Source organism: Chryseolinea soli (assembly GCF_003589925.1).
Classification (GTDB): Bacteria; Bacteroidota; Bacteroidia; order Cytophagales; family Cyclobacteriaceae; genus Chryseolinea; species Chryseolinea soli.
Window position 1 is genome coordinate 7,063,251 of the sequence record NZ_CP032382.1, and the last position, 22,219, is coordinate 7,085,469.

Here is a 22,219-nt window from a genome sequence, read left to right on the forward strand (position 1 = left end):
ATTACAAAACCATCGGCAGGTTGTTTTATTGAAATACGCGAACGTAGTCCACGATCATCCGCTGCGGGAACACCGTGGTGTCGTCGGGACTCCCGGGCCAATCGCCGCCCACGGCCACGTTAAAGAGGAGAAAGAAGTCCTTGTGAAATGCCGCAAACTGAGTCGGGGTAATGTCGATGGTATAATACTCCACATCGTCGATATACCATTTGATGGAAGCGGCGGTCCAGACGATCGAGAACACATGGAACGCATCATTGAATATGCCGTCGCTCAACGGTTTGTTGCCCCCGGCGCTTTCGTGCCGGCCGGCTTGGTCCCAATGGGCCGTGCCGTATACGGTCTTGTCGCCGGAACCACCGCCGATCATTTCCATGATGTCGATCTCACCACAAGCCGGCCAATCCAGCAGGGTGATGTTCGAACCCAACATCCACAGTGCTGGCCAGATGCCTTTGCCCTTGGGCAACAGGGCGCGAATGTCCACGCGGCCATACCGGAATGATTTTTTGAACTGGGTCTTGATCCGGGAGGATGTATATGCGCTGGATTCAACGTTTTCTTTCTTTGCCTCAATCACCAGATAGCCGTCTTTCAACGCGGTGTTTCCCGGTTGGTAATATTCCAATTCATGGTTCCCCCAGCCGTCGGTGGCCGTCCCGGTCTCAAACGTCCAGTAGTCGGTTGTGTTCAAGGCGACACCGTCGAATTCGTCCTGCCAAACCAGGGTCATGCCCGGATAGCTGGTGGGTGTGCTATAGCCGGTTTGGGGAATGACGAATGCATCGCTCCCGCCGGTTACCGCCTCGTCGCTGCCACAACCCAGCATCGGAAAGAGAGCCGCCATTAAAAAAACCATAACCTCTCGTCTCACAATCTTGTTCATTTTTTTTCGATTTAAACCAACGTTGCTCAAGGTAATCAGAAACGCTTCGTGTAACTAGTCTTCTTTGAAGGCCAGGGAAACGGGTGTATCCGATCTGGAACACCGGGATGCCACGATACAAAGAAATATACAAGCCTGAGAAAACCGCTACCGCCTGCGGAAAACATTCACCCGATTCATCATAGAAGCCTGCCGGATCTCATCTTTGACTTCATACGTTTATCCTGGACCTTGTTTCGCTTGCCAAGGTTGTTTACATTTAAAGACCTGCATCGTTTAGGCATCCCTATGAAAATCTCTTCCACCTTTGTATTCAGCGCACTATTCATTGGCGTCTCCGCGTTTCGTTTTGTGTCTACGGGAAAGCCCTGGCAAAACAAAAGTCAGTCCATCCCCGGCCGCGTGCAATGCGAATTTTATGACGAAGGGGGCGAAGGTGTCGCTTATCACGATGCCGACGCTGTGAACAATGGCAGTGGAAAGCTCAATCCTGCCAACGGAACCTACCTCAACGAATTCCGCATGAGCGAGGGCGTAGACATTTCCTACACAAAAGGAAAAGACATCGACAACAATCCTTATAACACCGTGGCGCCCGAAATGGACCAACTGTATGTGGGCTGGACGCAACCGGGAGAATGGATTCACTATACCGTGCAGGTGAAAGAAGCAGGCATCTACACCGTCGGGCTCATGTATACATCGCACGACGATGGCACCATTGCGTTGGATTGGGATGGAAAGCGCATCTCGAAAGATCTTCCTGTAAAATCCACTTACGCTGCCGGCGATACGATTGCCTGGCGCCAATGGCATCATTGGAATAAAGCGGAAACCTTGGGGGAAGTGACTTTGTCAAAAGGGACACACGTACTCACGTTGCATACCGTGGGGACCGGCCAGATGAACTACGATTACCTCGAATTCAAAAAGCGGTAAGTCCCGGCATTTAGCAACCGACCTGATTTTTCCTTGCACTAGATCAGCGCGGCCAATTCTGCGGTGAGTGCAACCGCCAATTCAGGCCTCCCATGAAATTGCGCAGGTGTGTTTTGAAACAGTTCGATACGCCATTCATTTTTTATTTTCGAGGCCACTAAGGTTTGGATCGCATTGAGGCCCGGATTGATGTAGTTCTCTCCTGCGGGGATCATTCCCGCCACGGCATGCAGCAGGGCCGTGTCAGCATTCGGAAAGCGGACCTCCTTCACCATGCCCACATACGTACCGGTTTGATGATCCTTAAAAACGCGCGAAAGCTCTCCAAAAATTCCTTCACGACCCTTAAGCTCGCTGCCGTCAAAACCGACGGCCCAGCCTTGTTCGTGAAAGAGATCCGAAAATCCCTTCGCACTTTTCGCGTTCCATTGATGAAGCAGTTCCCGGTACAGGTCGTGTACTTGATGTTGCGCGGCATGCGCTGTTTTCGATGGTCGAGTATCCATAGCGTTGACAGTTTAAAATGACCTTAATGCCTTCTTCCCCGAAAATGGCGGGCCAAAAAATTATGGACTGCCGGATAAGTTTTCTTGCGCCCCTGCGTTCTAGTTGTGGAGCACCCAGTGTGGAAATTTCACCCAAGACCAAGGGATTTTTTCCCCGCCGGGCGCCCAAAACACCGTGATGTGGCCGGAACGGCTGGAAATCCCCCCATTTATACGCCATCCAAACTCTGGCACACATTTTTCCCGCTATTCCGCAGCATCACCGTCGCGGATCGCCCCATTCAACGCAGAAACCACTAGGCCACATGGATAACTTCACGTACCCCACAGACTATTCCCACAGGGATATCGTTTGCTTCGCCGAACACGGATGGAACTTCACCTCCGACAGGCCCCAACATTTGTTAAAGCGCTTCGCTAAGGGATTCCGGGTGTTCTATATCGAATCGCCCGTCTTCCATGCCAATTCCGACCGGTATGACATCACGCTCACCGAAGACCAGGTCATCGTTGTTACGCCCAATCTGCAGGGTGATTCCACGCAAAGCGATGCCACCACCCGCTGGCGTGAGTTGCTCATCCGCCTCTTCAACGAAGAGCGGATCGACTCGTATATCTTCTGGTACTATTCGGTGCAGGCCCTCAAAGTGAGCACGCATTTCACCCCGGACCTGGTGATCTACGATTGCATGGACCGTCCAACCGAAACCGAAGAAATGCGCGAGAACGAGCGCGAACTGTTGGACTTTGCCGACGTCGTCTTCACCAGCGGTCAGCGTGTCTTCGAAGCCACGCGCAAACTTCACGAAAACACTCATCTCTTTCCCAACAGCATCGATAAGGATCATTTCGCCACAGCGCGCACCTTTAAGTACGATCCGCCGGATCAAGCCTCCATCGGCCGTCCGCGCTTTGGCTATTTCGGCGAGATCGATCAGCGTATCGATTTTGATCTGCTTGTAACCGTATCAAAAAAACGTCCGCAATGGCATTTCATCCTGGTGGGTGCCGTGGTCAACGTAAGCTCCTCGCAACTCCCCAACTACCGGAACTTCCATTACCTAGGCGCCAAACGCTATGAAGAACTTCCGCAGTATATCGGCGGCTGGAACATTGCCATGATCCCCTTTGCACACAACGAGTACACCCGCTTTATCAATCCGACAAAAACAGCCGAGTACCTGGCCGCCGGCAAGCCCGTCATCTCCTCGCCCATCACGGATGTGATCCGCCCCTATGGCATTTCGGGACTTGTCTCTATCGCCGGCACGGCAAATGAATTTATCAAAGTAGCCGAAGAATTACTTTCAGCCGAAGAGGAAACGAAAAGCAACTGGATGTACAAAGTGGACCACTACCTGGCTGGACAATCGTGGGACAAAACCTGGGGTGAGATGATGGGACTCATCGCAACATTGCTTTCCAAAAAAGCACTGCAGGGTCCGAAACATCTTCAGGAGGCATGGATGCAAACCGAAAGCCTCTTGGTGGAAGAACGCCATGTTGAACATTGACCCGGTTGCCGGTTCAACACACCGGATAGCATTCTCTCTGGTTTATATATAAAAAGGCATCGATCCATCTCTGATCGATGCCTTTCTCTTTTATAGTGATCTCCTGTTACGTATGATCTTCTTCTAAGTCCTCGTGGTCATCCCCGCCGAGGCTATAGGAATTGTTTTCCTCGTCCTCGCTTCCGATGCGCTCGCTGGCGTCATCATCTTCCACGCCGGGAATGTCGAGGTCTTCGCCGGAGAAATCGACGGGGTATATGCGTTTCTTCAACAATTCATCATCCCCTTCGTCGGACTCCAATTCGGTGTCGCCCAAGGCTTGAAGGTCGTCTTTGGTCACATCGGACTCGTTGTGCTTACCGGTGGTCTTGCGCACGGTCTTGACCTTGGATGGATCAAGGGGTTCGTCCGCCGCTTCGCCATCCATGCTCATCTCTACGCGGTTGGCACGGTTCATAATATCTTCCTGTGCCGGATATTTCGGGTATCCTGGAAATTTCTCATCCCCCGCTTTTCCCTTCTTCGTGGGTTTTGCTTGCTTCTTCATATTCGTGTGGTTAGATTATTCCTGTGTCAATATTCATGCCTTTCACGGAATGTGTCGCCCAATAGATCCTCCAGTTTTTGCACGGATCATCGGCAGAAAACGCGCCGGGGGATTTATGCGTTTTCCTCACCGCTCCTGCATCACGGAAAGAATGTTGCCTGCGGGATCCTTGAACCACGCCACATGCGGGCCGCGATCGCCGCGCGAAATATCATCCTGATCCGTTTTAAAATCGGGCTCATCATAGTGCTCGAAGTGTATACCGGCTTGCTTCAACTCCTTGACAGCTTTCTCAATATCATCGACCGGAAAGTTCAGCACCGTGAACGTAGCGGCCTCGTGATTCGGCTTGGGGTAAATGAGCACGTTGTTGTTCTTTCCCAAATGTACTTCAAGGTATTCTTTTTTATCGTCTACGTCCAGATGAAGAACGTTGCCGTAAAAATTTTTCGCTTTCCCCAAGTCGTCAGTGGAGAAACTGCTGAAGGCTTTAGTGATCTTTAGCATGGCTGTTTTGTTTTGGTGAATATTCGTTTTCAGGGAAGTATTCATTTTTCCCAGCCTATAAAACACTCCCGGCGGGCCATTGTTTTTTTTGCCGCACCACCTTTGGGGGATTTTGCTCCGGAACATTTCTTTGTCGGGATCGGCCCGCCAAATGTCGCAATACGATCATTCACATCGTGAACGCCCGCTATGTTTACATCATGAATGTACGCTATACCCGAACCAATAAAAAGTCATGAAACAAAAAGAAACCTCAAGCGGGCAAACGGACCCTGGACACTACGATGTCGCTGGACGGCTACGCGGCCGATCCCGATATCAGCACTACCCAACCGATGGGCGAAGGTGGTGAACGGCTGCACCGTTGGATCTCTGACAAAGAGGACCGAAACCGATGACGCTTCGCTGGCCGAGACGGTCGACACGTCCGGCGCGTTCATCGTGGGGTGGAAGAACGTGTTTCGGGCCATCGACGTGGAATGGATATCCCGGTTCAATGTCATTAAATAACAACCCGGTGCAGGCTTGGGATGGTCTGAAAAATAAATTCCCCCTTCGTTGTCGATAAAAGATAAAGACAAGGTGGTCGAATTTATTTTCCACAACCCTGATCTTTTCAACGGCCAGGGCATACCCGGAATCGGCTATCTGCGCCGCTTAACAAAAAATAAATACAAACGCACACGGGATTTCTAAAGATGCGAATAGTTATCTTAGGTAAAGTTAACCCCCTCTTCTATGAAATCCCCCAACACCGTAACAAGCATGCTGCTCCGGCGTGCCACATCAAGTTTTCCATTATGTTTCCGCCCCGATCTTCCATTCTGAAACAATCAGATCACGCTTTCAAGTTTGTCTTAATTCATAAATAAAAAACCCCTCGCCATGAAAAATCTAAACGCCCTCACGAGTGTGCTGGTCTTGGTATGCTTCGTATGTTTATCGTCTTGTTTCGGTCCCGGTCCTTCGCCACAAAAGCTTCGTATCAAAACGTTTGAATGGGAAAACATTCTTTACCGAGCCGAGTATGATGCTTACGGTACGTTGACCAAATTGAACGGCACCGACCGTGACATTATCTTTTTATATGATGAGAACCAGAAGCTTTCTCAGATCGATATCAAGCTCGATGGTCAGCCTGCGCCAAACATACGCTTCACGTTCGTACAAGGTCCCTTGGGAATTACGGAAGTCAGCACCGCGAATACGGATTACTATGGAATCGATCAGCCGCACGGCCATGTCACCATTCACTACCTCTCGCCCACCAAACTGTCGGGGGTCGTCGAACAGGAACTCAACGTCGATGAAGACGGCAACACCACCGTAGGCTTCGAGCTCGACCGCAGGTTTGTCTACAGCGGCAACAACATTGCGCGGGTCTACTGCGTACCGATCTTTACAGAATTCACCGGTTCAGCCTATGATCACAAATCGAATCCGTTTATGATGCTGGCGGACGCCGTGAACAACCCCGCGTTTTTTCCGATCGGATCGGTCAATTTCCCGGTGGGCTCATACAACATTCCTTTGATCAGCGTGTATTCAGAGAACAATCCGATTAAAGGTGTATATCAAATTGAAGGTGCTCCGATCACAGCAACCACCCATGAGTTCAACTATACCTATGACGGCAACCTCGTGAAAAAGATCGTCTGGAATGCCACCTACCTGGGCGACCCCACACAAACCCGCGTATTCAAATTTGAATATGAATGGGCGCGTTGCCGGCCGCACGAGCACCATGGCCATGAATAGTTCATCGCTTACAAGATGTTAAAAAGAAACAGGCGCCGGGATTGTTCTTGGCGCCTGTTTCTTTTATTCGTTATGATGGGTCGGTTTAGGACGGTCATTGATTGGGATCAAAATCCTTTCCGTCATCCGTTGAATCGGCCGGCATATCGCTGTAGCGCGAGGGGTCCAGCGTCATGTCGAGCGGCGTGGAGGGACGTTTGAACTGGCCCTTCTTATATTCAAGTGAGCGGTCGGCATAGACCTTTTGCATATACCGGTCCCAAATGGGACGGGCCGTAGCGCCACCTTGACCCAGGCTCCAGGTTTTGTAGTGGATGCTGCGTTCGTCGCCCCCTACCCAGGCGCCCGACACGAGGTTGCACGTGATGCCCATAAACCAGCCATCGCTGGCGTTGCTGGTGGTGCCCGTCTTGCCGCCCACTTCATTGTCGCCTTTGACTTCCTCGCTCAAAAAATGTGAACCGCCGGTTTTCTCCTCCACGACTCCCCTCAGCATGTACACCATCTTATAGGCCGTATGCTCACTCATGGCCTCTCCGTGGATCTTGGGCGAAAAGCTTGCCACGACGTTGCCATTTTTATCTTCTATACGCGTAATGTAAAAGGGCTCGGTGTGAATGCCCAGGTTCACGAATGTGCTGTATCCTCCCACTAGTTCATAAAGTGAAACATCGCTGACACCCAGGCATAGCGTTGGAACGGGATCGAGGGGACTTGTGATTCCGGCGCGCTTCGCAAAATTCACCACGTTGTCGATGCCCACCCGCTGCAATAGTTGGGCGGTGATGGTATTCTTCGATTGGGCCAACGCTTCCCGCAACGTGAGCCACTCTCCTGTTCCATATTTGCCATCGGAGTTTGCCGGACGCCACGTTGCGCCACCGGCTACCGTGAAGGTGGGAGAAATGTCCTGAAACTTTTGATTGGGGTTGTAACCTTGCTCCATGGCCGTGCCATACACAAAAGGCTTGAAGGTCGATCCCGGCTGACGTGTGCCCTGCTTCACGTGGTCGTACTTAAAATACTTGTGACTGATGCCACCTACCCAGGCCTTCACCGCTCCCGTGTGCGGGTCCATCGACATGAAACCTGTGTTTAAAAAGCGCTTGTAGTAGCGAAGCGAATCCATGGAGCTGAACACCGTGTCGCGCTCGCCATTCCAGGTGAAGACGGTCATTCGCTTTTTGAGGTTCAGCATGATCTTTACTGAATCGCCACGCTCTCCGTATTTGCGAATGAGGTAGCGATAATAATCCGTTTGCTTGATCCGCGATTCGAGAAAGCCGGGGATCTCGCGCTTGTTGTCGTCGATCCAGGGATTTTGTCCTTTCCAATGATCGTTGAATTTCCTTTGCTGGATCTTCATTTGTTCCGCCACCGCTTCTTCGGCATAGCGTTGCATGCGACTGTCGATGGTGGTGTAGATCTTCAACCCGGATTCCCACAGATTGTAGCCATTCTCCTTACACCATTTGGCAAGCTCCGGGGTGATTACGGTCCTGAAGTAGGTTGCCAATCCCTTGTTTTGGTTTTGCACGGAGAATTTCATGTCTATAGGAAGGGCTTTCACGGAATCATACTTTGCCCGCGACAGGTAACCATCCTTGAACAATTTATATAGCACCGTATTGCGTTTGTTCAAGGAGGCTTCAGGGTGATCTTTCGGATTATAGAGCGATGGTGATTGCAACATCCCCACCAATACCGCTGACTCCTGTACGTTAAGTTTGTCGGGTTGCTTATTGAAATAGGTCTCGGCAGCGACCTTTATACCAAAAGCATTGTTATTAAAATTACAGGTATTGAGATACATCGCCAGGATCTCATCCTTCGTAAAGTGCCGCTCCAGGTAAACAGAGATGATCCATTCTTTTGACTTCCGGATGAGCCTCTGTGGAATTCTTCCCAGCTTCGCTAGAGGTCCATCGAGTTCCGGATTTAGCGTGAAAAGATTCTTGGCCAATTGCTGCGTCAGCGTACTGCCCCCTCCGATCTCGGACGACCGAAAGGTGAGCGCTCCAATCACCGCGCGGATCAACGCCTTCGCATCCAGGCCGGAGTGTTCCTTGAAACGAATGTCTTCCGAGGTGACCAGCGTCTTCACCAACACCGGCGACAGTTTATTGAAAGGGACCTGGCTTCGATTGTAGCTGAAGTACCGACCTAAGGAAACCCCATCGGCCGAGATCACATCCGACGACAAGTCGTTCTCCGGATTTTCGATGGACTTCAGGCTGGGCATCCCGCCATACAGCCCGAGGAAGTCGTACTTGACAGAAACAATGTAAAGGGGGCAACCTACCGTGATCAAGAAAAAGAATATCCAGATCGCTTTGACGGCGCGGCGAAACCAAGGGCTGCGGTGCTGAAGCAGTTCCTTGATCTTTGCGGGTTTTCTAACGGCCATTCGGAATGAATTTGCCGTAAGTAAAGATTTTAACCGCAAAGGCGCAAAGCCGCGACGAAGGTCCGATGTCTATTCCGCAGGTATTTTCGGGAGGGCGCTGCGATTGGCCGTTTTTATGCGGCGGGAAGCGGCTTGACGCGGGGACTGTTTTGCCTCCCGGCGATCCTTTTTTCTCCTCCCCCACCAAATGCAAAAGCCCGTGATGGGCAGCGACGCACAAAGCAGGCCGGCACAAAACGCGAGTATCTTGCCGGGCAGGCCGATGATAGCACCTGTGTGAATGTCATAGTTCATGCGTAGCAGTTTGTCGGCCGCGTTGGCTTCGGCAAGCTTGCCATAGACGTGATCAACTTCCAATTCTTCCAGCGTGTAGGGATCGAAGTAACGATAGTCCGTCTTCCAATAGGTTTCGTTGTCAAAATTGACCGTCACGACGATGGGCGATGCCTTGGTTTCGGGCACATGCACCTCCATGACCTGTGCGCCGGGATTCTCGGCTTTCATTTTCATCCAGATCCGATCGCTGGCGGGCAGACCGGCCTGCGCGACGGCCGTAGAATCGACCATAGGTTCGGCATAGAACAGGGATTTCGTTCCTCCCGCCAAGGCATGTGCGCCCTTAGCAAACCATTGAAAGCCCCACACCAAACCCGTCAACGCCAAAATGATCGCTACCCACGATGCATAAAAGCCCAGCACATTGTGAAGATCATAGTTCTTCCGTCGCCAGCGGGCACTCCATTGGATGGAGAAGCGTTGCTTCGCGGCCTTGCGATTCTTTGGCCACCAAAGCACGATGCCCGTGATGAGCATGACCACAAACACCAGCGTGGAAACGGCCACCACAGGCTGACCAATCGCCGGCGGAAGCCACAGGTAATAATGACCATCGAGTACAAAACGGAAAAAGCCGGCGTTCTCGTTGCTCACTTTCAATACTTCACCCGAGTAGGGATCGAGGTACACGAAGTAGTAATATTCCGGGTCAAGATTATAAAAGATCACCTGCGCCGAACGCCCCGCGACGGAATACAACACGGCGTGGATCTTCTTCCCCGGCAATTCTTTTTCAGCGATCGCTTTCAGCTGCGATGGCGGCAGCACCGGTTTGTTCTGGGCCACCGTAAATCGGTAAGGCTGCATCGCATTCTGGATCTCGTCCTGGAACGCATACAAGCACCCGGTGACCGCAATTATAAAAACCACCAGCCCGGACGTGAGTCCGAGCCAGAGGTGCAGCCAACCAATAATTTTACGAAACCAACTTTTTTTCTTTTCTGCCATCTGTGCAAGCGTTAAAAGCGATAAGCCACGTTCAACCGGAAGTTGATGGGCGCTTCCGTTTGCCAGTAGAATTCTTTCTTGCCATCAAAATTCAGATCGTAGGGCGAGCCGCTAAAGAGGTAAGCGTCCAGAATGTTGTTCACATTCAAGCCCACGCTAAAGCTTTCGTTCTGCCACGACACGGCGCCATCCAGGCGGAAGTAGTTGGGCAGCGATTGGTTTGTGCCGTCGAACACATACCACGACGAGCGCTCGACCTGCCATTGGTAGCCGGCGGAAAAACCGAGGCCTTTCAAGGCACCGTTGCTAAAGCGGTAGTTCAGCCATGCGTTGGTCACGTGCTTGGACGTGCCGGGCACTTTTGTTCCGATGTTTTGCTCTTGCGTGTCTTTGGTCACTTTCGAGTCGGTGAGGGCGTAGTTCAACACCAGCTCCAGGTTTCGCACCACTTCGCCGCGCACATCGAATTCGATGCCTTTGGTTTGGGTTTGCCCGATTTGCTTGGAGTAGACCAACTGACCGGTCGTTGGATCGGGATGGTCCGTATCCAACACCAGCACGTTGTTCTTGGTGATCTGATAGGCGGTGAGGCCGGCATTCCATTTGCCATTCATCCAATCGCGTTTCACACCCGCTTCCAGGTTGCTGCCGGTGATGGGATCAAATTTCTTCCCGGCATAGTCGTGACCCGGGTTGGGAAGGAAGGCTTGGTCATAAACACCATACAGCATGGTGTTGGGCGTCAGGGAAATGCTCACGCCCACGCGGGGGGTGAATTTGTTGTCGTCGGTGCTTTCGGAATACGGGTCGGCGTTCTTGGCATTCGTATAGCGTCCAGCCAAGGTCAGCCGCACTTTGTTTTCCAGGAAGGCCATTTCGTCCTGCACGTAAATGCCGGTGGTGCTTTGATTGTAGTGCACACCGCGTTCGCGGATCGACTTCGACCGGTCATAGGTCGGCAGCGCCGAGGCGGGCACCAGGCCATATACCGGTTTATAGATGTTGAACGTATCGCCCCCAAGCGGGCCACCCTGACTCCAATCGGCGTAATAATCTTTATTGCTCAGGTCAATACCGGCCAGGATGCGGTGCGTGATGTTGCCTGTGCGCTCTTCTCCGTTCACAAAGAACTGACCGATCTTCGAAAGCCCCAGCGCATCCCAGATGGAAGCGCCGCGTTGCATATTGCCTTCCGGTGTGACCGAACTGGGCCATAACGATTGGCCTACCTGCTTGTAGTTGTAGTACGCCAGTTGGCCGGTGAAATTCCAACGCTCGTTCAGTTTATGTTGAAAGATGGCCAGCACATTGCGGTCGTTGATGTTGGTGGGATCCAGGTTGGGTTCGGCTGTTGTAAAGTTGCGGGGAAGGTCGCCATAGCCGTTTGCCGAGAAGGCATAGTTGGAACCGATCGCACTCATTTGCGAGAACTGATGTGTGTATTCCACGGTGAGCGAAGTATTGTCGTCGAACAAGTACTTGATGACCGGCACGATGGAATAACGGTTGTTGGATTCAAAGTCCCGGTGAGAGCCCTTCAACTGGCCCATCACGTTGATGCGGTACAGCAGCTTGCCGTCCTTGGTCAGCTTGCCATCCAGGTCCAGCGCGGTGCGATAGGTATTGAAGCTCCCAAGGGTGAGCTGTACGCTTCCTTTGTTCACACCCGTAGGCTTCTTGGTCACCACGTTGTAAAAACCACTCGGTTCACCCGAAGCCAGCATAAAACCTGCAGGACCTTTCACAAACTCGATGCGTTCTACCATGCTCATGTCCTCGGCCAGCGGGCCCCACGGCATCTGCACGTTCATGCCGTTGCGGAAAGCCGTTACCTGCGAGCCGCGCATGTTGATGTAGGCATAGTTGTCCCAATGCTCCAGTTTGGTAACGCCGCTCACGTTGCGGGTCACGCCCTCCAGCATGTCGAATACCTGCTGGTCGTTCAAAAGTTGTTTGCTGATCACCTGGATGTTTTGGGGCGCTTCCAGGATGGGCGTCTTCAGCCGGAGCGAGGGCGACACGGCATCTTCCTTGTAACCGCGGGTGGAAGTGACCACCACTTCGTTCAGCTCCTTTTCGTTTTCGTGAAGCGTGATCTCAGGTACCTGGGTTGTTTCATTTGCCTTTACTTCGATCTCGACTTGTTGAGGTTCCAACCCCACAAACGAGATGAGCAACACGTGCGGGCCGGCTTGTACTTTCCGGATCTCGAACTCGCCTTTGGCGTTGGAGGTGGCGCCTTTGCTAAGGCCTTTCACGGCGATGTTGATGTATTCAGCGGGCTGTCCGTCGGCCGTTTTTACGCTGCCGCGGATGTTGCCCGTCTGGGCCCAGGCGCAGGCGATGGTGAGCACGAAAAGCACAACGTGGAGGACACTGTGACGGGGAGTAAAATATTTCATTTGACGTTGTTTAGTAGGAGATAAAATCAGGTACAAAAGTAGATTCAATACCCTACCGGAATCAATCGCCTGAAGGAGTGGATTTCATATACCCTGTGCGAGGTAGTGCCCGGCGCTACAGAAAAAACAGAGACAAGGCGAATCGGTTCGCGTGGTCACGGCGCGGTTGTAATCGAAAGAAATTAAAAAATTTACTTGGGTCTGATCAGCCCAAAGTCCATCGCATAAATGACAAACTCGGTGGGCGATTTGATGTTGAGCTTGCGGATGATGCTCTTACGATGTGTATGGACCGTGTGGGGGCTCAGGTGGAGGGAATCGGCGATCTGTTGTGTCGATTGGCCGGCAGCCAGCAAGGAAAGGATCTCCGTCTCACGCGTGGTCAGCAGCGACGGGTCGGCCGCGGGCGCTTCGGGAGAAAAATGTTTCTCCATGATGATGTCCAGGATCTTGTGGCAAAAAAACTTCTCGCCCTTCGACGTCGACTGCACGGCCATGATCACTTCCTCGCGCGAACATTCCTTGGTGAGGTAGCCGGTCACTCCCAACTGCAACACCTCCAAAATAGAACTCTTCGAATCGTCGGACGACACCACCAGGATGTGTGGGTTGGACGCTGAGCGTGCCACATCCTGCAGGTCTTCGATGGTGACGTAGCCTGGCAGGTTATAGTCGGCAATCAGTAAATTCGGTTGATGGGTCTCGACGAGGGATAACAATTCCTCGCGGTGGGGTACTTGTCCTACAATTTCCAATTCCTCGCGGTCGGACAACAAATGGACTAGCCCTGCCGCGGTGAGCGCCTGGTTATCGGCCAACAGGATCTTGTATGGGGCATGCCTCACCTTATAGGGATTCTAAAAATTTTATCAACTTGTCGCGATCATCTTGCGAAAGCGTCCGCACAAATTCTTTCGACGCTTCAGCTTCACCGCCATGCCACATGATGGCCTCCAGCAGCGTACGGGCGCGTCCGTCGTGCAGAAAATTTTGATGACCGTTCACGATGCGCGTCAGGCCGATCCCCCACAACGGCGACGTACGCCATTCCACGCCACTGGCATCAAAGTCGGGGCGATTGTCGGCCAGGTTAGGACCCATGTCGTGCACCAGCATGTCGGTATAGGGAAAGATCACCTGGTTGGAGATCTCCGGGAACGCCACATCGGTCTTGGTGCGCAGACGTGGCACGTGGCACTGTGAACACTTTCCATCGGTGAATAATTTTTTGCCTTGCAACACCCCGGCATCATCGGCCGCACGGCGTGCCGGCACACCGAGGGTGCGGATATAAAACGCTACAGAATACAACAAGCTATCGGAAACTTCATATTCATCATCACGCCCATCGTATTGGGGCTGGCCGGTAGCCGACTCGTGGGGGAAGACAAAGTTGGTGATCCCCATGTCTTCGTTGTACGCACCGGCCGATTGTTGCAGCAGCGAGGGGTTCGCGGCTTTCCATCCAAATTTTCCCAGGGTCATTTTACCTTCCGCGACGTTCCAGGCATAGTTGGGTTTCCCGGAGATGCCGTCGTCGTTCCGGTCGTCCGGATCCGCCAAGGCGAGGATGTCGGCTTCGTCCACGGCCTCCAGCAAGCCCAGGCCAAACACGGGCGGAGCCACGCGGGGAGAGAGCATCACGCCGGCAGGCAATGTCGTGTATGGATTTTCTAACGTGTACGTAGGAAAGCGCAACGAATACGGCGTGCCATCGGCAAACGTGTAGGATTGTTCCGTGTAGTCAATGCGCACGGAAGCTTCGGGCTGCGCACCAAAGACGCCGCGTTGCTGAAGTTGTCCTCCAAAACCCGGCACGGGATTGGGTCCACCGTGTGCATCTGTTCCCGGAATGCTGATGCGGATGAGTAAGGATGAAAGTTGTTCGCCGGGCAGCGGCGGCTTCCCCCTCCCATCGTTGATGTGACACGACGTGCACGACACATTGTTGAAGATGGGGCCGAGGCCGGGATTTTGTGGTGCTGGCGCCGTGACAAAGGTTTGCCCGAAAGCCCCGTCGCCAATGGAATGTACTTTTTCACGCGCCGCCGTGAGGTGCGGAAAAGCCGTGCTGAATCCTCCGGCGCCATTGTCAAAAACCGTTTGTGATCCCCCCGAGAGCCATTCGCTGTAGTCTGAATCGTTCAGCGCGTCCGGCTCCACGCAGGAGTAGATGGAGACGATAACCCCCACCACCATCAAAACCTGTATGAAAATTTTATCCTTCCTCATCGCTACACGAGATTCCCGTGAAATGCTTGTTTCTTATTTTGTATGCTGCTGAACAAAAGGCAACAGCTCGGTCTCCAGGATGTCTTTCAAATCATTGATGGAGCTCATAGCCGTTTCAATTTGCATGGCTTGCGTAGTGATCGCTTTTCCAAACGGATCGGTGATCTTTCCGAGCGCGTTGATGGCATTGTCGATCTTCAGCTTGATGTCGCTGTCCAATTGCAGGTTGTATTGACGCACGATGTCCTCGAGGCCTTTGCCATCGGCGCTGTATTTGCCGAGGTATACATCCTGTACGCCTTTGATGTTGTTGGTAAAATCGATGATGGAGTTTTGCGCGAAGGGCGATTCTTCCAGGGAAGGATCTTGCGCGGTGAAAGGTTCATCCAGTTTGCCGTTGGCCACTTCGTCGCAGATGCCCGCCATGGCGTTTACCAGTTCCTGGTAGGCTGCCAGTTGCGTGGGATAAGTTGCATTGCCGGTACCGGCGGTCGTGAATATCGTGTGATAATTTCCGGAAACGGAAGGCTTCCAGGAGTTGTTCGCATCGGCCGTGAGCGTCTTCAGATTGAGGGCAAGGGCCGTGAGGTATTCCATGTCTCTCTCGGAGAGGTCGGCGGCTTTCTTGTTGCCGTCTTCGCCAAAGATCAGGTATTCGATGGGGTGAAAACCTTTCAGGGCGTCGTCGAGGTTGTTGATGTAATCTGCGGTGAACTCGGCGCCACTGTTCAATTGGGCGTTCAGGTCATTGAAGTTTACCGGCCAGGTGTCGATGTGTGGATCGATGTCTTTGGTGGAAACGGGGCCGAACAGGAAGGCTTCCGATTGTTCCCAGGCCTGACGGGCTTGCTTCCAGGTGGTGCGGGTGGCCGCTAACTCATCGTCCGTAGCACCATTGGTTCCCAGGGCCACTACCTGGTCGTAGAGTGTGCTGGTCTTCGTCGACAGATCGCTGTAAACCGCCTGGGGAAGATTGGCGGAAAAATCCAGCAATACCTGCGTATTCAATTCTTCATTTACAGGCGAGGCATTGTCGTTGTCAGAACAATGGGACAAGCTCACGAGCGCGGCACCGGCGAGCAGATACTGTAGATATGACTTTTTCATGATGATATGAATTAGGAATTAAGATCGATAGTGAGCGCTTGATCGGATAAGGCGGTCTTGAATCGTTTCAAGGGCAGTGGTGCAGGTTCCTTGGTCACGTTGCCGTCGAGATCGAACGTGCTGCCGTGTTCCGGGCAATACAATCCGGTCTTGGTGGCCGACACGGGATTCTCGCGGTGGGTGCACTTCATGTAGAGCGCATTGTATTCTTCCGCACCTTTTTTCACCAGCAAGATGTCGTACTGCACCTGCATGTCGCGCACGATTACCAGGTTGGATTCGGCAAACGACGTGAGGGGCACCTCCACGGTTTTCTGACTTAGGTTGGTCTTATACACCGGCAACGACGAGCACGAGCTGAGCTGTGAAAATGTAAAGCCCAGCGCCACCGTGCCCAGGCAGGTGGTGCAGGTATCTTTCAGAAACTCTCTGCGTGTCTTTTTCATGGTACTAAAAGCTATAGCCTAAGCCAATGTTGAAAAATCCGTTCGACGTGTAGTAGGGAAGTTGCTGCGGGAAAGGTGTCACGATAAGGTCCTCGTTGCGCGGCTGTGTCTTGCGCAACACATAGTCCACCTTGATGATCACACCGGTCACCGGCTGGTAGGTAACACCCGTCACCGTATAGGTCTTGTGATTGATGCCGTTCTTGATACCGTTGGAGGGCACGCGGTAGTTCAGGTCCATAAATTCCTCGCGCACAAACACGCTAAGATTCTTGTGCACCTCGGGATTGATCAACTGATAAAAATTATAACCCAGCTCTGCGTAATATCCCACCATCATGCTGGGGGTGTTGTTGGCATAGGCGCGGTTGATCTCATAAGCATCGGGGATGCCCACCACCGTGGCCAGCGCTTTGAAGGCCACGCCATTCTTGTGATACTGCGCATCCGCTTCACCCAACGCTACGGGTGTTCCAAAAACACCGGATTGAAGTTGCAGACTATCGGCCACACGCGGAGTCAGCCCCGCGCTGCCACCATAATAGCCCGACATCTGAAGACGCCAGCTCTTAACATAGTACAGTGCCGAAGCCGTCACCGCCAGGTTAGCCGCCGAGGCGTTGCTCCCCTCCTGGCGTCCTTCCTTGATACCCGAGCCGTTCACAAAGCCTTTGGAGCTAAGTCCGTTCATGATGGCAAACGAATAGTTGAAGCCGGCAATGGAACGCACGCGTCCATAAAGCCCCACCCCAATCTCGCGCCACGTGGCCGGGATGATGAACGTCTCCACGAAGGGGCGGTCGTTACCGTTGAAGGTGGTGGGCAAGTGGTTTTCGTTGGTGATGCCAATGCGGGGAATGAACAAGCCGGCTTGTATGTACATGTCGCGGTTCACGCTGAACTTCAGGAAGAGCTGCTCCATGGAGATCTCACCGCTGGGCTGTCCGCCAACCACCTTCGCGTTTTCAAGCTCCAACTCCGAGAAGAAATAAATGCGGTTGCTGAATTTATGTCCCACAAACAAGACGTTGCGGGTAAGGTTGGCCGTTGCCGTTTTCAGACGAAAGTCGTACTCGGCCTTGATCTGGCCATAGCCGGAGAGTACGGTGGTGTTATTGGACCGGATCAGCCCTGCTGAAAGCGAGTCTTCCCGGGTTAAGACCTGGGCCATCACTCCGTGTAAAGAACTAACAATGAGGAGGATAAGCAGTAACTGCCGTTTCATAAACCGTAACATACGCCTTAAATAGAGCTGCAATACTATTTCTTATTTAGATTTAATCCAAATACACGGAACCAAAATATACAGGTAAAACGGACTTTTGCTACCTTACCTGAAAGACGAAGGATATGAAAAAACAGACCTACACCCCCGCCCGGTCCATTACGCCGGAGATTGAGACGCTATTGAATAAACAGATCGTTATGGAAGGGAAATCATCGGCTGCCTACCTCTCCATGGCCTCCTGGTGCGACACCCAAGGCTATGAGATCTCGGCCGAATTTCTCTACAAACATTCCGAAGAAGAGCGCCGCCATATGCTCAAACTGTTCCGCTATGTGAACGCCGCGGGCGGGCACGCCCTGCAACCCGAGATCACGGGCATCAAACACGAATTCAAAAGCCTGCGCGAAGTTTTCGAGCAGGTGTTATTCCACGAGATCGAAGTCACTAAGTCGATCAACAACATTGTCGACCAATGTCTCCAGATCAAGGACTTCGCCACCTTCAACTTCCTGCAGTGGTACGTGAACGAACAGCGCGAAGAAGAAACCCTCGCCCGCCGCGCCGTCGAGATCTTCGACATCATCGGTGAAGAAGGTGTTGGTTTGTTTATGATCGATCAGGAAGTGGGTAAGCTGGAAGCGTATGCTGCTCGTGTGTCGGGGAAGATCGGGCCGGATAGAGGCTAGTGCTTTCGTAGCGGGTTTAACCGCAAAGGCGCAAAGGGCGCAAAGAAGACGCAAAGGTTAAATACAAGACTCGCGCTTGTTGGTGTTCATCATCAACAAGCGCGTTTGCATTTCTTTGCGTTAACTTTGCGCCCTTTGCGCCTTTGCGGTTAAACTTTTTTCTCCCCTACAACATCCCACCACACCAACCTAAACTCATTCAACATCATCGCCGTAGCCCCCCACACCGTCTCCCCTTCCAGCTCAAAATGCGGCGCCAGCATCCGGATCTTCCCCGCCGCCAAGATCTCTTTCTCCGTCACCGCATCCTCTTTCAAAAGATCGCTGACCCTGCACGCCAAGATCCTCGCCACCTCATACTCACTGCGCATAAACGCCGGAACCACCGGGCTATAGGCCACCACCGGCGTCACCATAAAATTGCTGGGGATCACAAAGAAATTTGTCAACGTCCCCAACACATCTATTCCCTCTAGCCCTACCCCGATCTCTTCATGCGCCTCCCGCAGCGCCGTCTGAATTCCGGATTCACCAGGTTCGGCCTTTCCGCCCGGGAAACTTATCTGCCCGCTGTGTGCACCCGGATATTCCTGTCGCTTGGTGAGTGGGAATTTCACCACGCCGTCTTCTTCGTACAACAAGATGAGCACACCTCCCGGTTTAGGAGGGAGCCGGTGACCAAAGTCGGGCATGGGCTGCCCTACCGGTGTTGCCCTGAGTGGTTCGTGCGCCGCGGGCCCGGGCAACGGGAGCTGCAGCCGCGCTTTCAATTTCTCAACCCATTCCATGCGTGCCCAAGTTGGCAAAAAAAAAGAGGCTGCCGCTTTCGGGTGGCCGTCTTTTTTATTGGACGGGGGAAGTGCCCGTCAACACTCGGACTTTTTAAGGGCGAACGCGAATGATCGTCTTTCCGTTGATCCGATGGGTCGAATTGAGGGTTGCAACAGCGTCGTTGAGAACAGATGTATTGCCGATGTTCGCCCGCAGTCGTCCCTCGCGCAGTCGCTGGACGATCTCACTCAATTGGCTTGGAATGGCTTCAACGACAAAGTCGATTGTAGATCCGTTGGCAGGCCGGGCTTCGATCGGACCCGCGATGGTCACCAGGGTTCCCCCAGACCTGATCAAGCTTGCGGACTGATTGGCAATATCTCCACCGAAGACATCGAAAACCAAATCGACTCCGCCGACGTCTTGCAACTTTTCGTTTTCAAGATCGACATACGCTTGTGCACCAAAATCGAGCGCCGTCTGGCGGCCGTTTGCGCGTCCAGTACCGATGACATAAGCACCGGCTGCGCGTGCGAGTTGCGTTGCCATTGAACCCACCACGCCGGCCGCACCATGTACAAGAACGGTCTGTCCTGCCCTGAGGCGGCCGTGATCGAATAGCCCCTGCCATGCGGTGAGGCCCGGCATCACGAGGGCTGCGCCAACCGTGAAGTCAACATCGCTCGGCAGCGGCGCGAGGTTGCGCGCCTCGACGGCTACATACTCCGCCAGTGTGCCGTCGCGGTACCAGTCCGTGAGGCCAAACACGCGCTGTCCTATGGATAGCCCCGTTGTTCCATAGCCAAGAGAGGTGACGATGCCCGCCAACTCGTGACCGGGGATCGATGGCGTCCTGTCACGGCCGGCGCGATCGATCCAGGTCGAGGGCCACGTCAGTTCATCGCCTGTTATTGCCGAGGCATGGACCTGAACGATAACATCATTTATCGCTGCTTGCGGCTCAGGTCGTTCCACAAGCTGCATCCCGGCCTTTCCCGCGGCTTGATCTTTCACTACGATTGCTTTCATAACACACCTCCTTTTTTGCTCATCAGCAAACACCCACTTGACGACGTGTTGTTGCTGCACAATCTTAATTTCATCATGATCTTAACATTTAAGTTGTACAAATGGCTTTTTGAATCTGGAATAAAATTAGAGCTTAATTTAGGTGCTTTGGTGGACCAGTTTCAAAATACTAAGGGGTCCAGTTGCCACAGAGAACTATACGACTCAGTAACGAAAACGCAGGCTTTAGTAGTTAGTACATGGTCCTGGGTCGCTGCTGGTTGGGTTCTGTCGTGTGGAACCTGGCGGCGTGGTTTGTTTTGGGGAAATAGCGTTGGCAAATGGGAACACATGAATTGACAGGTGACTACTCCGGCCGAAACCATACACTCACTAAAAATACAATTGCAGTATCGCAACGGCATGGAGGTTCGCCGGTGCGCTCGTTAAAAAATTTTCTTTTCTTCGAAAGCCCTTGCGAAGACGGTTGGGTGTTGCCCAACAAAGAAATCTCCGGGCCGACAGCGGTGTCGCACCCGGAGCTTTTCCCTATCTATCCCAAACTAAAACTACTTCTTGTCCCACCAAACATGTCCGTTCAAATCGTTGCTGCCCCCAAGGCGTTGAACGGCCTCGTTGTAATGCTGCGTGTTGTTTTGCTGTTCCTGCGTCGGATATCCTTCGCGCCGTGGGATCTCGCGCCCGTTGTTATCGGTGGGCGCTTGCAGGTCGGGGTAGCCGGTCCGGCGCCATTCGGCCCACGCTTCGTAGCCGTTCATGAACAAATGTACCCACCGCTGGTAGCTGATCTGCTTGATGGCGTTGGCGGGATCATAAGGTATGCCGGCTTGCAGCATCATGTCGCTCACGCCCGTATCGTCGTCGTTGTTCCATTGCATCACCGAGTTGAGGATGGCGTCGTTATAAAATTGTTCGGCCGCCGCATCGCCGCCGCCGATCCATCCCAGCTTAGCCGCTTCCGCTTGTGCAAACAACGCCTCGGCAAAGGTGACGATATAGACGGCCGTTGTCGGCTGCCGCATGGCGTCGCCCAGCATGGAAATGTTTTCTTTTTCATAGATGCCGGTGTTCACTTCCTCGCCGGTGAGGCCATACATCAGGCCCACATAGTCGCCGTTGTCGTTGGTGTTGGCAAAGGTGGGCAGCCGGGGATCGCCCACGGGCTGCATGTAGTTCACCAAGGCTTCGCTGACGGCATACCAATAACGGTTTTGCTGGTCGAACACATCATACCAGGCATTCCAATTGTTGGCGTCCGACAAATGGCGATACACCAGGTTGTCGCCGTTGGATTCCAGGATACCGCGATCCAGGGCTTTGTTGAATTCGGCCTTGCCCTTGTCGGCAGCGATCTTTGACAATCGCAGGGCCATCAACATGTGGATGGTGTTGCCCAGCTTCTTCCATTGATCCACGTCGCCGCTATAGACGATGTCGTTGCTGATGTCGCCGGCAACGAATTGGGCATCGGCTTCGTCCAGCAGCGCGAAGAGGGAATTGTAGATGGTTTCCTGCGTGTCGTAGGCCGGCGTAAAATTCTCGCGTCCTTTCAAAGCTTCGGTATACGGCAGGTCGCCCCAGCGGTCGGTGATGTACCAGAAGAAGTAGGCTTTCATCACTTTGGCCACCGCCAGTTGGTTTGGGATGGGGCCTTCGTTGGCGTTCAGCGTAGTGGACGTGATCACCGCCTCGATGTTCGCGAGCGGTTCGGAATACCAGTCGTAAAAATTATAGAACACATTGTCATACCGCGAAAGCGTGATGTACTCCGCCTCGGACCAGTGTTGCACATACAAGTTGGCCGAAGCGCCGGAAGCCGTCTCCGGCAAGTGGCGCATCGCTTCTGCCAGCAACTGCGTGTTCGACGCCGTGCTGGGCTTGTTGGGGTTCTTGTTGATGTCGTCGTCGAAGTTGTTGCAACCCGACACGACCATGAGCACAAGAGCGATGAGATATATTCTTTTCATGTG

At 53.0% G+C, this 22,219-nt stretch carries 20 protein-coding genes; 4 read left to right on the plus strand and 16 right to left on the minus strand.

Annotated elements, in window-relative coordinates:
* Nucleotides 1-25 precede the first annotated feature (25 nt).
* A complete protein-coding gene (locus D4L85_RS29295; protein ID WP_119757683.1) occupies nt 26-886 on the minus strand; it encodes a glycoside hydrolase family 16 protein in 861 nt (286 codons plus the stop codon).
* A gap of 288 nt (nt 887-1,174) precedes the next feature.
* Here D4L85_RS29295 and D4L85_RS29300 point away from each other — a divergent pair, with 288 nt between their 5' ends.
* The gene (locus D4L85_RS29300; RefSeq protein ID WP_119757684.1) at nt 1,175-1,825 is read left to right on the plus strand and encodes a carbohydrate-binding protein; all 651 of its coding nucleotides are present in this window, start codon (nt 1,175-1,177) and stop codon (nt 1,823-1,825) included.
* A 38-nt stretch (nt 1,826-1,863) separates the two neighbouring features.
* On the opposite strand, the gene D4L85_RS29305 is transcribed toward D4L85_RS29300, so the two are convergent.
* Complete coding sequence (locus tag D4L85_RS29305) at nt 1,864-2,331, minus strand: SgcJ/EcaC family oxidoreductase (protein WP_119757685.1); 468 nt, start codon at nt 2,329-2,331, stop codon at nt 1,864-1,866.
* Between the two features lie 305 nt (nt 2,332-2,636).
* Here D4L85_RS29305 and D4L85_RS29310 point away from each other — a divergent pair, with 305 nt between their 5' ends.
* Nucleotides 2,637-3,845 (plus strand): glycosyltransferase, encoded by a 1,209-nt coding sequence (locus tag D4L85_RS29310; RefSeq protein WP_119757686.1) that lies wholly within the window; start codon nt 2,637-2,639, stop codon nt 3,843-3,845.
* Nucleotides 3,846-3,951: 106 nt separating this feature from the next.
* On the opposite strand, the gene D4L85_RS34880 is transcribed toward D4L85_RS29310, so the two are convergent.
* The 3 genes from D4L85_RS34880 to D4L85_RS34560 all read right to left on the minus strand — a co-directional run bounded on the left by D4L85_RS34880 (nt 3,952) and on the right by D4L85_RS34560 (nt 5,480).
* Nucleotides 3,952-4,392: a hypothetical protein gene (locus tag D4L85_RS34880; RefSeq protein ID WP_228450670.1), complete on the minus strand. Its 441-nt coding sequence runs from the start codon at nt 4,390-4,392 to the stop codon at nt 3,952-3,954.
* Nucleotides 4,393-4,518: 126 nt separating this feature from the next.
* On the minus strand, nt 4,519-4,899 hold the full coding sequence (locus D4L85_RS29320) for a VOC family protein (RefSeq protein ID WP_119758995.1): 381 nt from the start codon (nt 4,897-4,899) through the stop codon (nt 4,519-4,521).
* 233 nt (nt 4,900-5,132) lie between these two features.
* The gene (locus D4L85_RS34560) at nt 5,133-5,480 is read right to left on the minus strand and encodes a hypothetical protein (RefSeq protein ID WP_160144082.1); all 348 of its coding nucleotides are present in this window, start codon (nt 5,478-5,480) and stop codon (nt 5,133-5,135) included.
* Nucleotides 5,481-5,784: 304 nt separating this feature from the next.
* On the opposite strand from D4L85_RS34560, the gene D4L85_RS29325 reads away from it, so the two are divergent.
* Nucleotides 5,785-6,657 carry a hypothetical protein gene (locus D4L85_RS29325; protein WP_119757687.1) on the plus strand — a complete coding sequence of 291 codons (873 nt, stop codon included), beginning with the start codon at nt 5,785-5,787 and terminating at the stop codon, nt 6,655-6,657.
* Nucleotides 6,658-6,751: 94 nt separating this feature from the next.
* Here the strand turns inward: D4L85_RS29325 and D4L85_RS29330 are convergent, their stop codons facing one another.
* The 8 genes from D4L85_RS29330 to D4L85_RS29365 all read right to left on the minus strand — a co-directional run bounded on the left by D4L85_RS29330 (nt 6,752) and on the right by D4L85_RS29365 (nt 17,706).
* Entirely contained in the window at nt 6,752-9,064 is a 2,313-nt protein-coding gene (locus D4L85_RS29330) for a transglycosylase domain-containing protein (RefSeq protein ID WP_119757688.1), read from the minus strand.
* A 69-nt stretch (nt 9,065-9,133) separates the two neighbouring features.
* Complete coding sequence (locus D4L85_RS29335) at nt 9,134-10,348, minus strand: PepSY-associated TM helix domain-containing protein (protein WP_119757689.1); 1,215 nt, start codon at nt 10,346-10,348, stop codon at nt 9,134-9,136.
* 11 nt (nt 10,349-10,359) lie between these two features.
* A complete protein-coding gene (locus D4L85_RS29340; RefSeq protein ID WP_119757690.1) occupies nt 10,360-12,750 on the minus strand; it encodes a TonB-dependent siderophore receptor in 2,391 nt (796 codons plus the stop codon).
* A gap of 191 nt (nt 12,751-12,941) precedes the next feature.
* Nucleotides 12,942-13,595 (minus strand): response regulator transcription factor, encoded by a 654-nt coding sequence (locus D4L85_RS29345; protein WP_119757691.1) that lies wholly within the window; start codon nt 13,593-13,595, stop codon nt 12,942-12,944.
* Nucleotide 13,596: 1 nt separating this feature from the next.
* Nucleotides 13,597-14,982, minus strand: coding sequence for a di-heme oxidoreductase family protein (locus tag D4L85_RS29350; RefSeq protein ID WP_228450671.1), 1,386 nt, complete (start codon nt 14,980-14,982; stop codon nt 13,597-13,599).
* 33 nt (nt 14,983-15,015) lie between these two features.
* Nucleotides 15,016-16,089 (minus strand): imelysin family protein, encoded by a 1,074-nt coding sequence (locus D4L85_RS29355; RefSeq protein WP_119757692.1) that lies wholly within the window; start codon nt 16,087-16,089, stop codon nt 15,016-15,018.
* Between the two features lie 11 nt (nt 16,090-16,100).
* Nucleotides 16,101-16,535, minus strand: coding sequence for a QcrA and Rieske domain-containing protein (locus D4L85_RS29360; RefSeq protein ID WP_119757693.1), 435 nt, complete (start codon nt 16,533-16,535; stop codon nt 16,101-16,103).
* Nucleotides 16,536-16,539: 4 nt separating this feature from the next.
* Nucleotides 16,540-17,706, minus strand: a complete 1,167-nt coding sequence (locus tag D4L85_RS29365; RefSeq protein WP_119757694.1) for a hypothetical protein — start codon at nt 17,704-17,706, stop codon at nt 16,540-16,542.
* Between the two features lie 179 nt (nt 17,707-17,885).
* On the opposite strand from D4L85_RS29365, the gene D4L85_RS29370 reads away from it, so the two are divergent.
* The gene (locus tag D4L85_RS29370) at nt 17,886-18,449 is read left to right on the plus strand and encodes a ferritin (RefSeq protein WP_119757695.1); all 564 of its coding nucleotides are present in this window, start codon (nt 17,886-17,888) and stop codon (nt 18,447-18,449) included.
* A gap of 149 nt (nt 18,450-18,598) precedes the next feature.
* Here D4L85_RS29370 and D4L85_RS29375 read toward each other — a convergent pair whose 3' ends face one another.
* The 3 genes from D4L85_RS29375 to D4L85_RS29390 all read right to left on the minus strand — a co-directional run bounded on the left by D4L85_RS29375 (nt 18,599) and on the right by D4L85_RS29390 (nt 22,216).
* A complete protein-coding gene (locus D4L85_RS29375) occupies nt 18,599-19,237 on the minus strand; it encodes an NUDIX hydrolase (protein WP_119757696.1) in 639 nt (212 codons plus the stop codon).
* Between the two features lie 94 nt (nt 19,238-19,331).
* Nucleotides 19,332-20,249 carry an NADP-dependent oxidoreductase gene (locus D4L85_RS29380; protein ID WP_119757697.1) on the minus strand — a complete coding sequence of 306 codons (918 nt, stop codon included), beginning with the start codon at nt 20,247-20,249 and terminating at the stop codon, nt 19,332-19,334.
* A 548-nt stretch (nt 20,250-20,797) separates the two neighbouring features.
* Nucleotides 20,798-22,216: a SusD/RagB family nutrient-binding outer membrane lipoprotein gene (locus D4L85_RS29390; protein WP_119758997.1), complete on the minus strand. Its 1,419-nt coding sequence runs from the start codon at nt 22,214-22,216 to the stop codon at nt 20,798-20,800.
* Nucleotides 22,217-22,219: the final 3 nt, after the last annotated feature.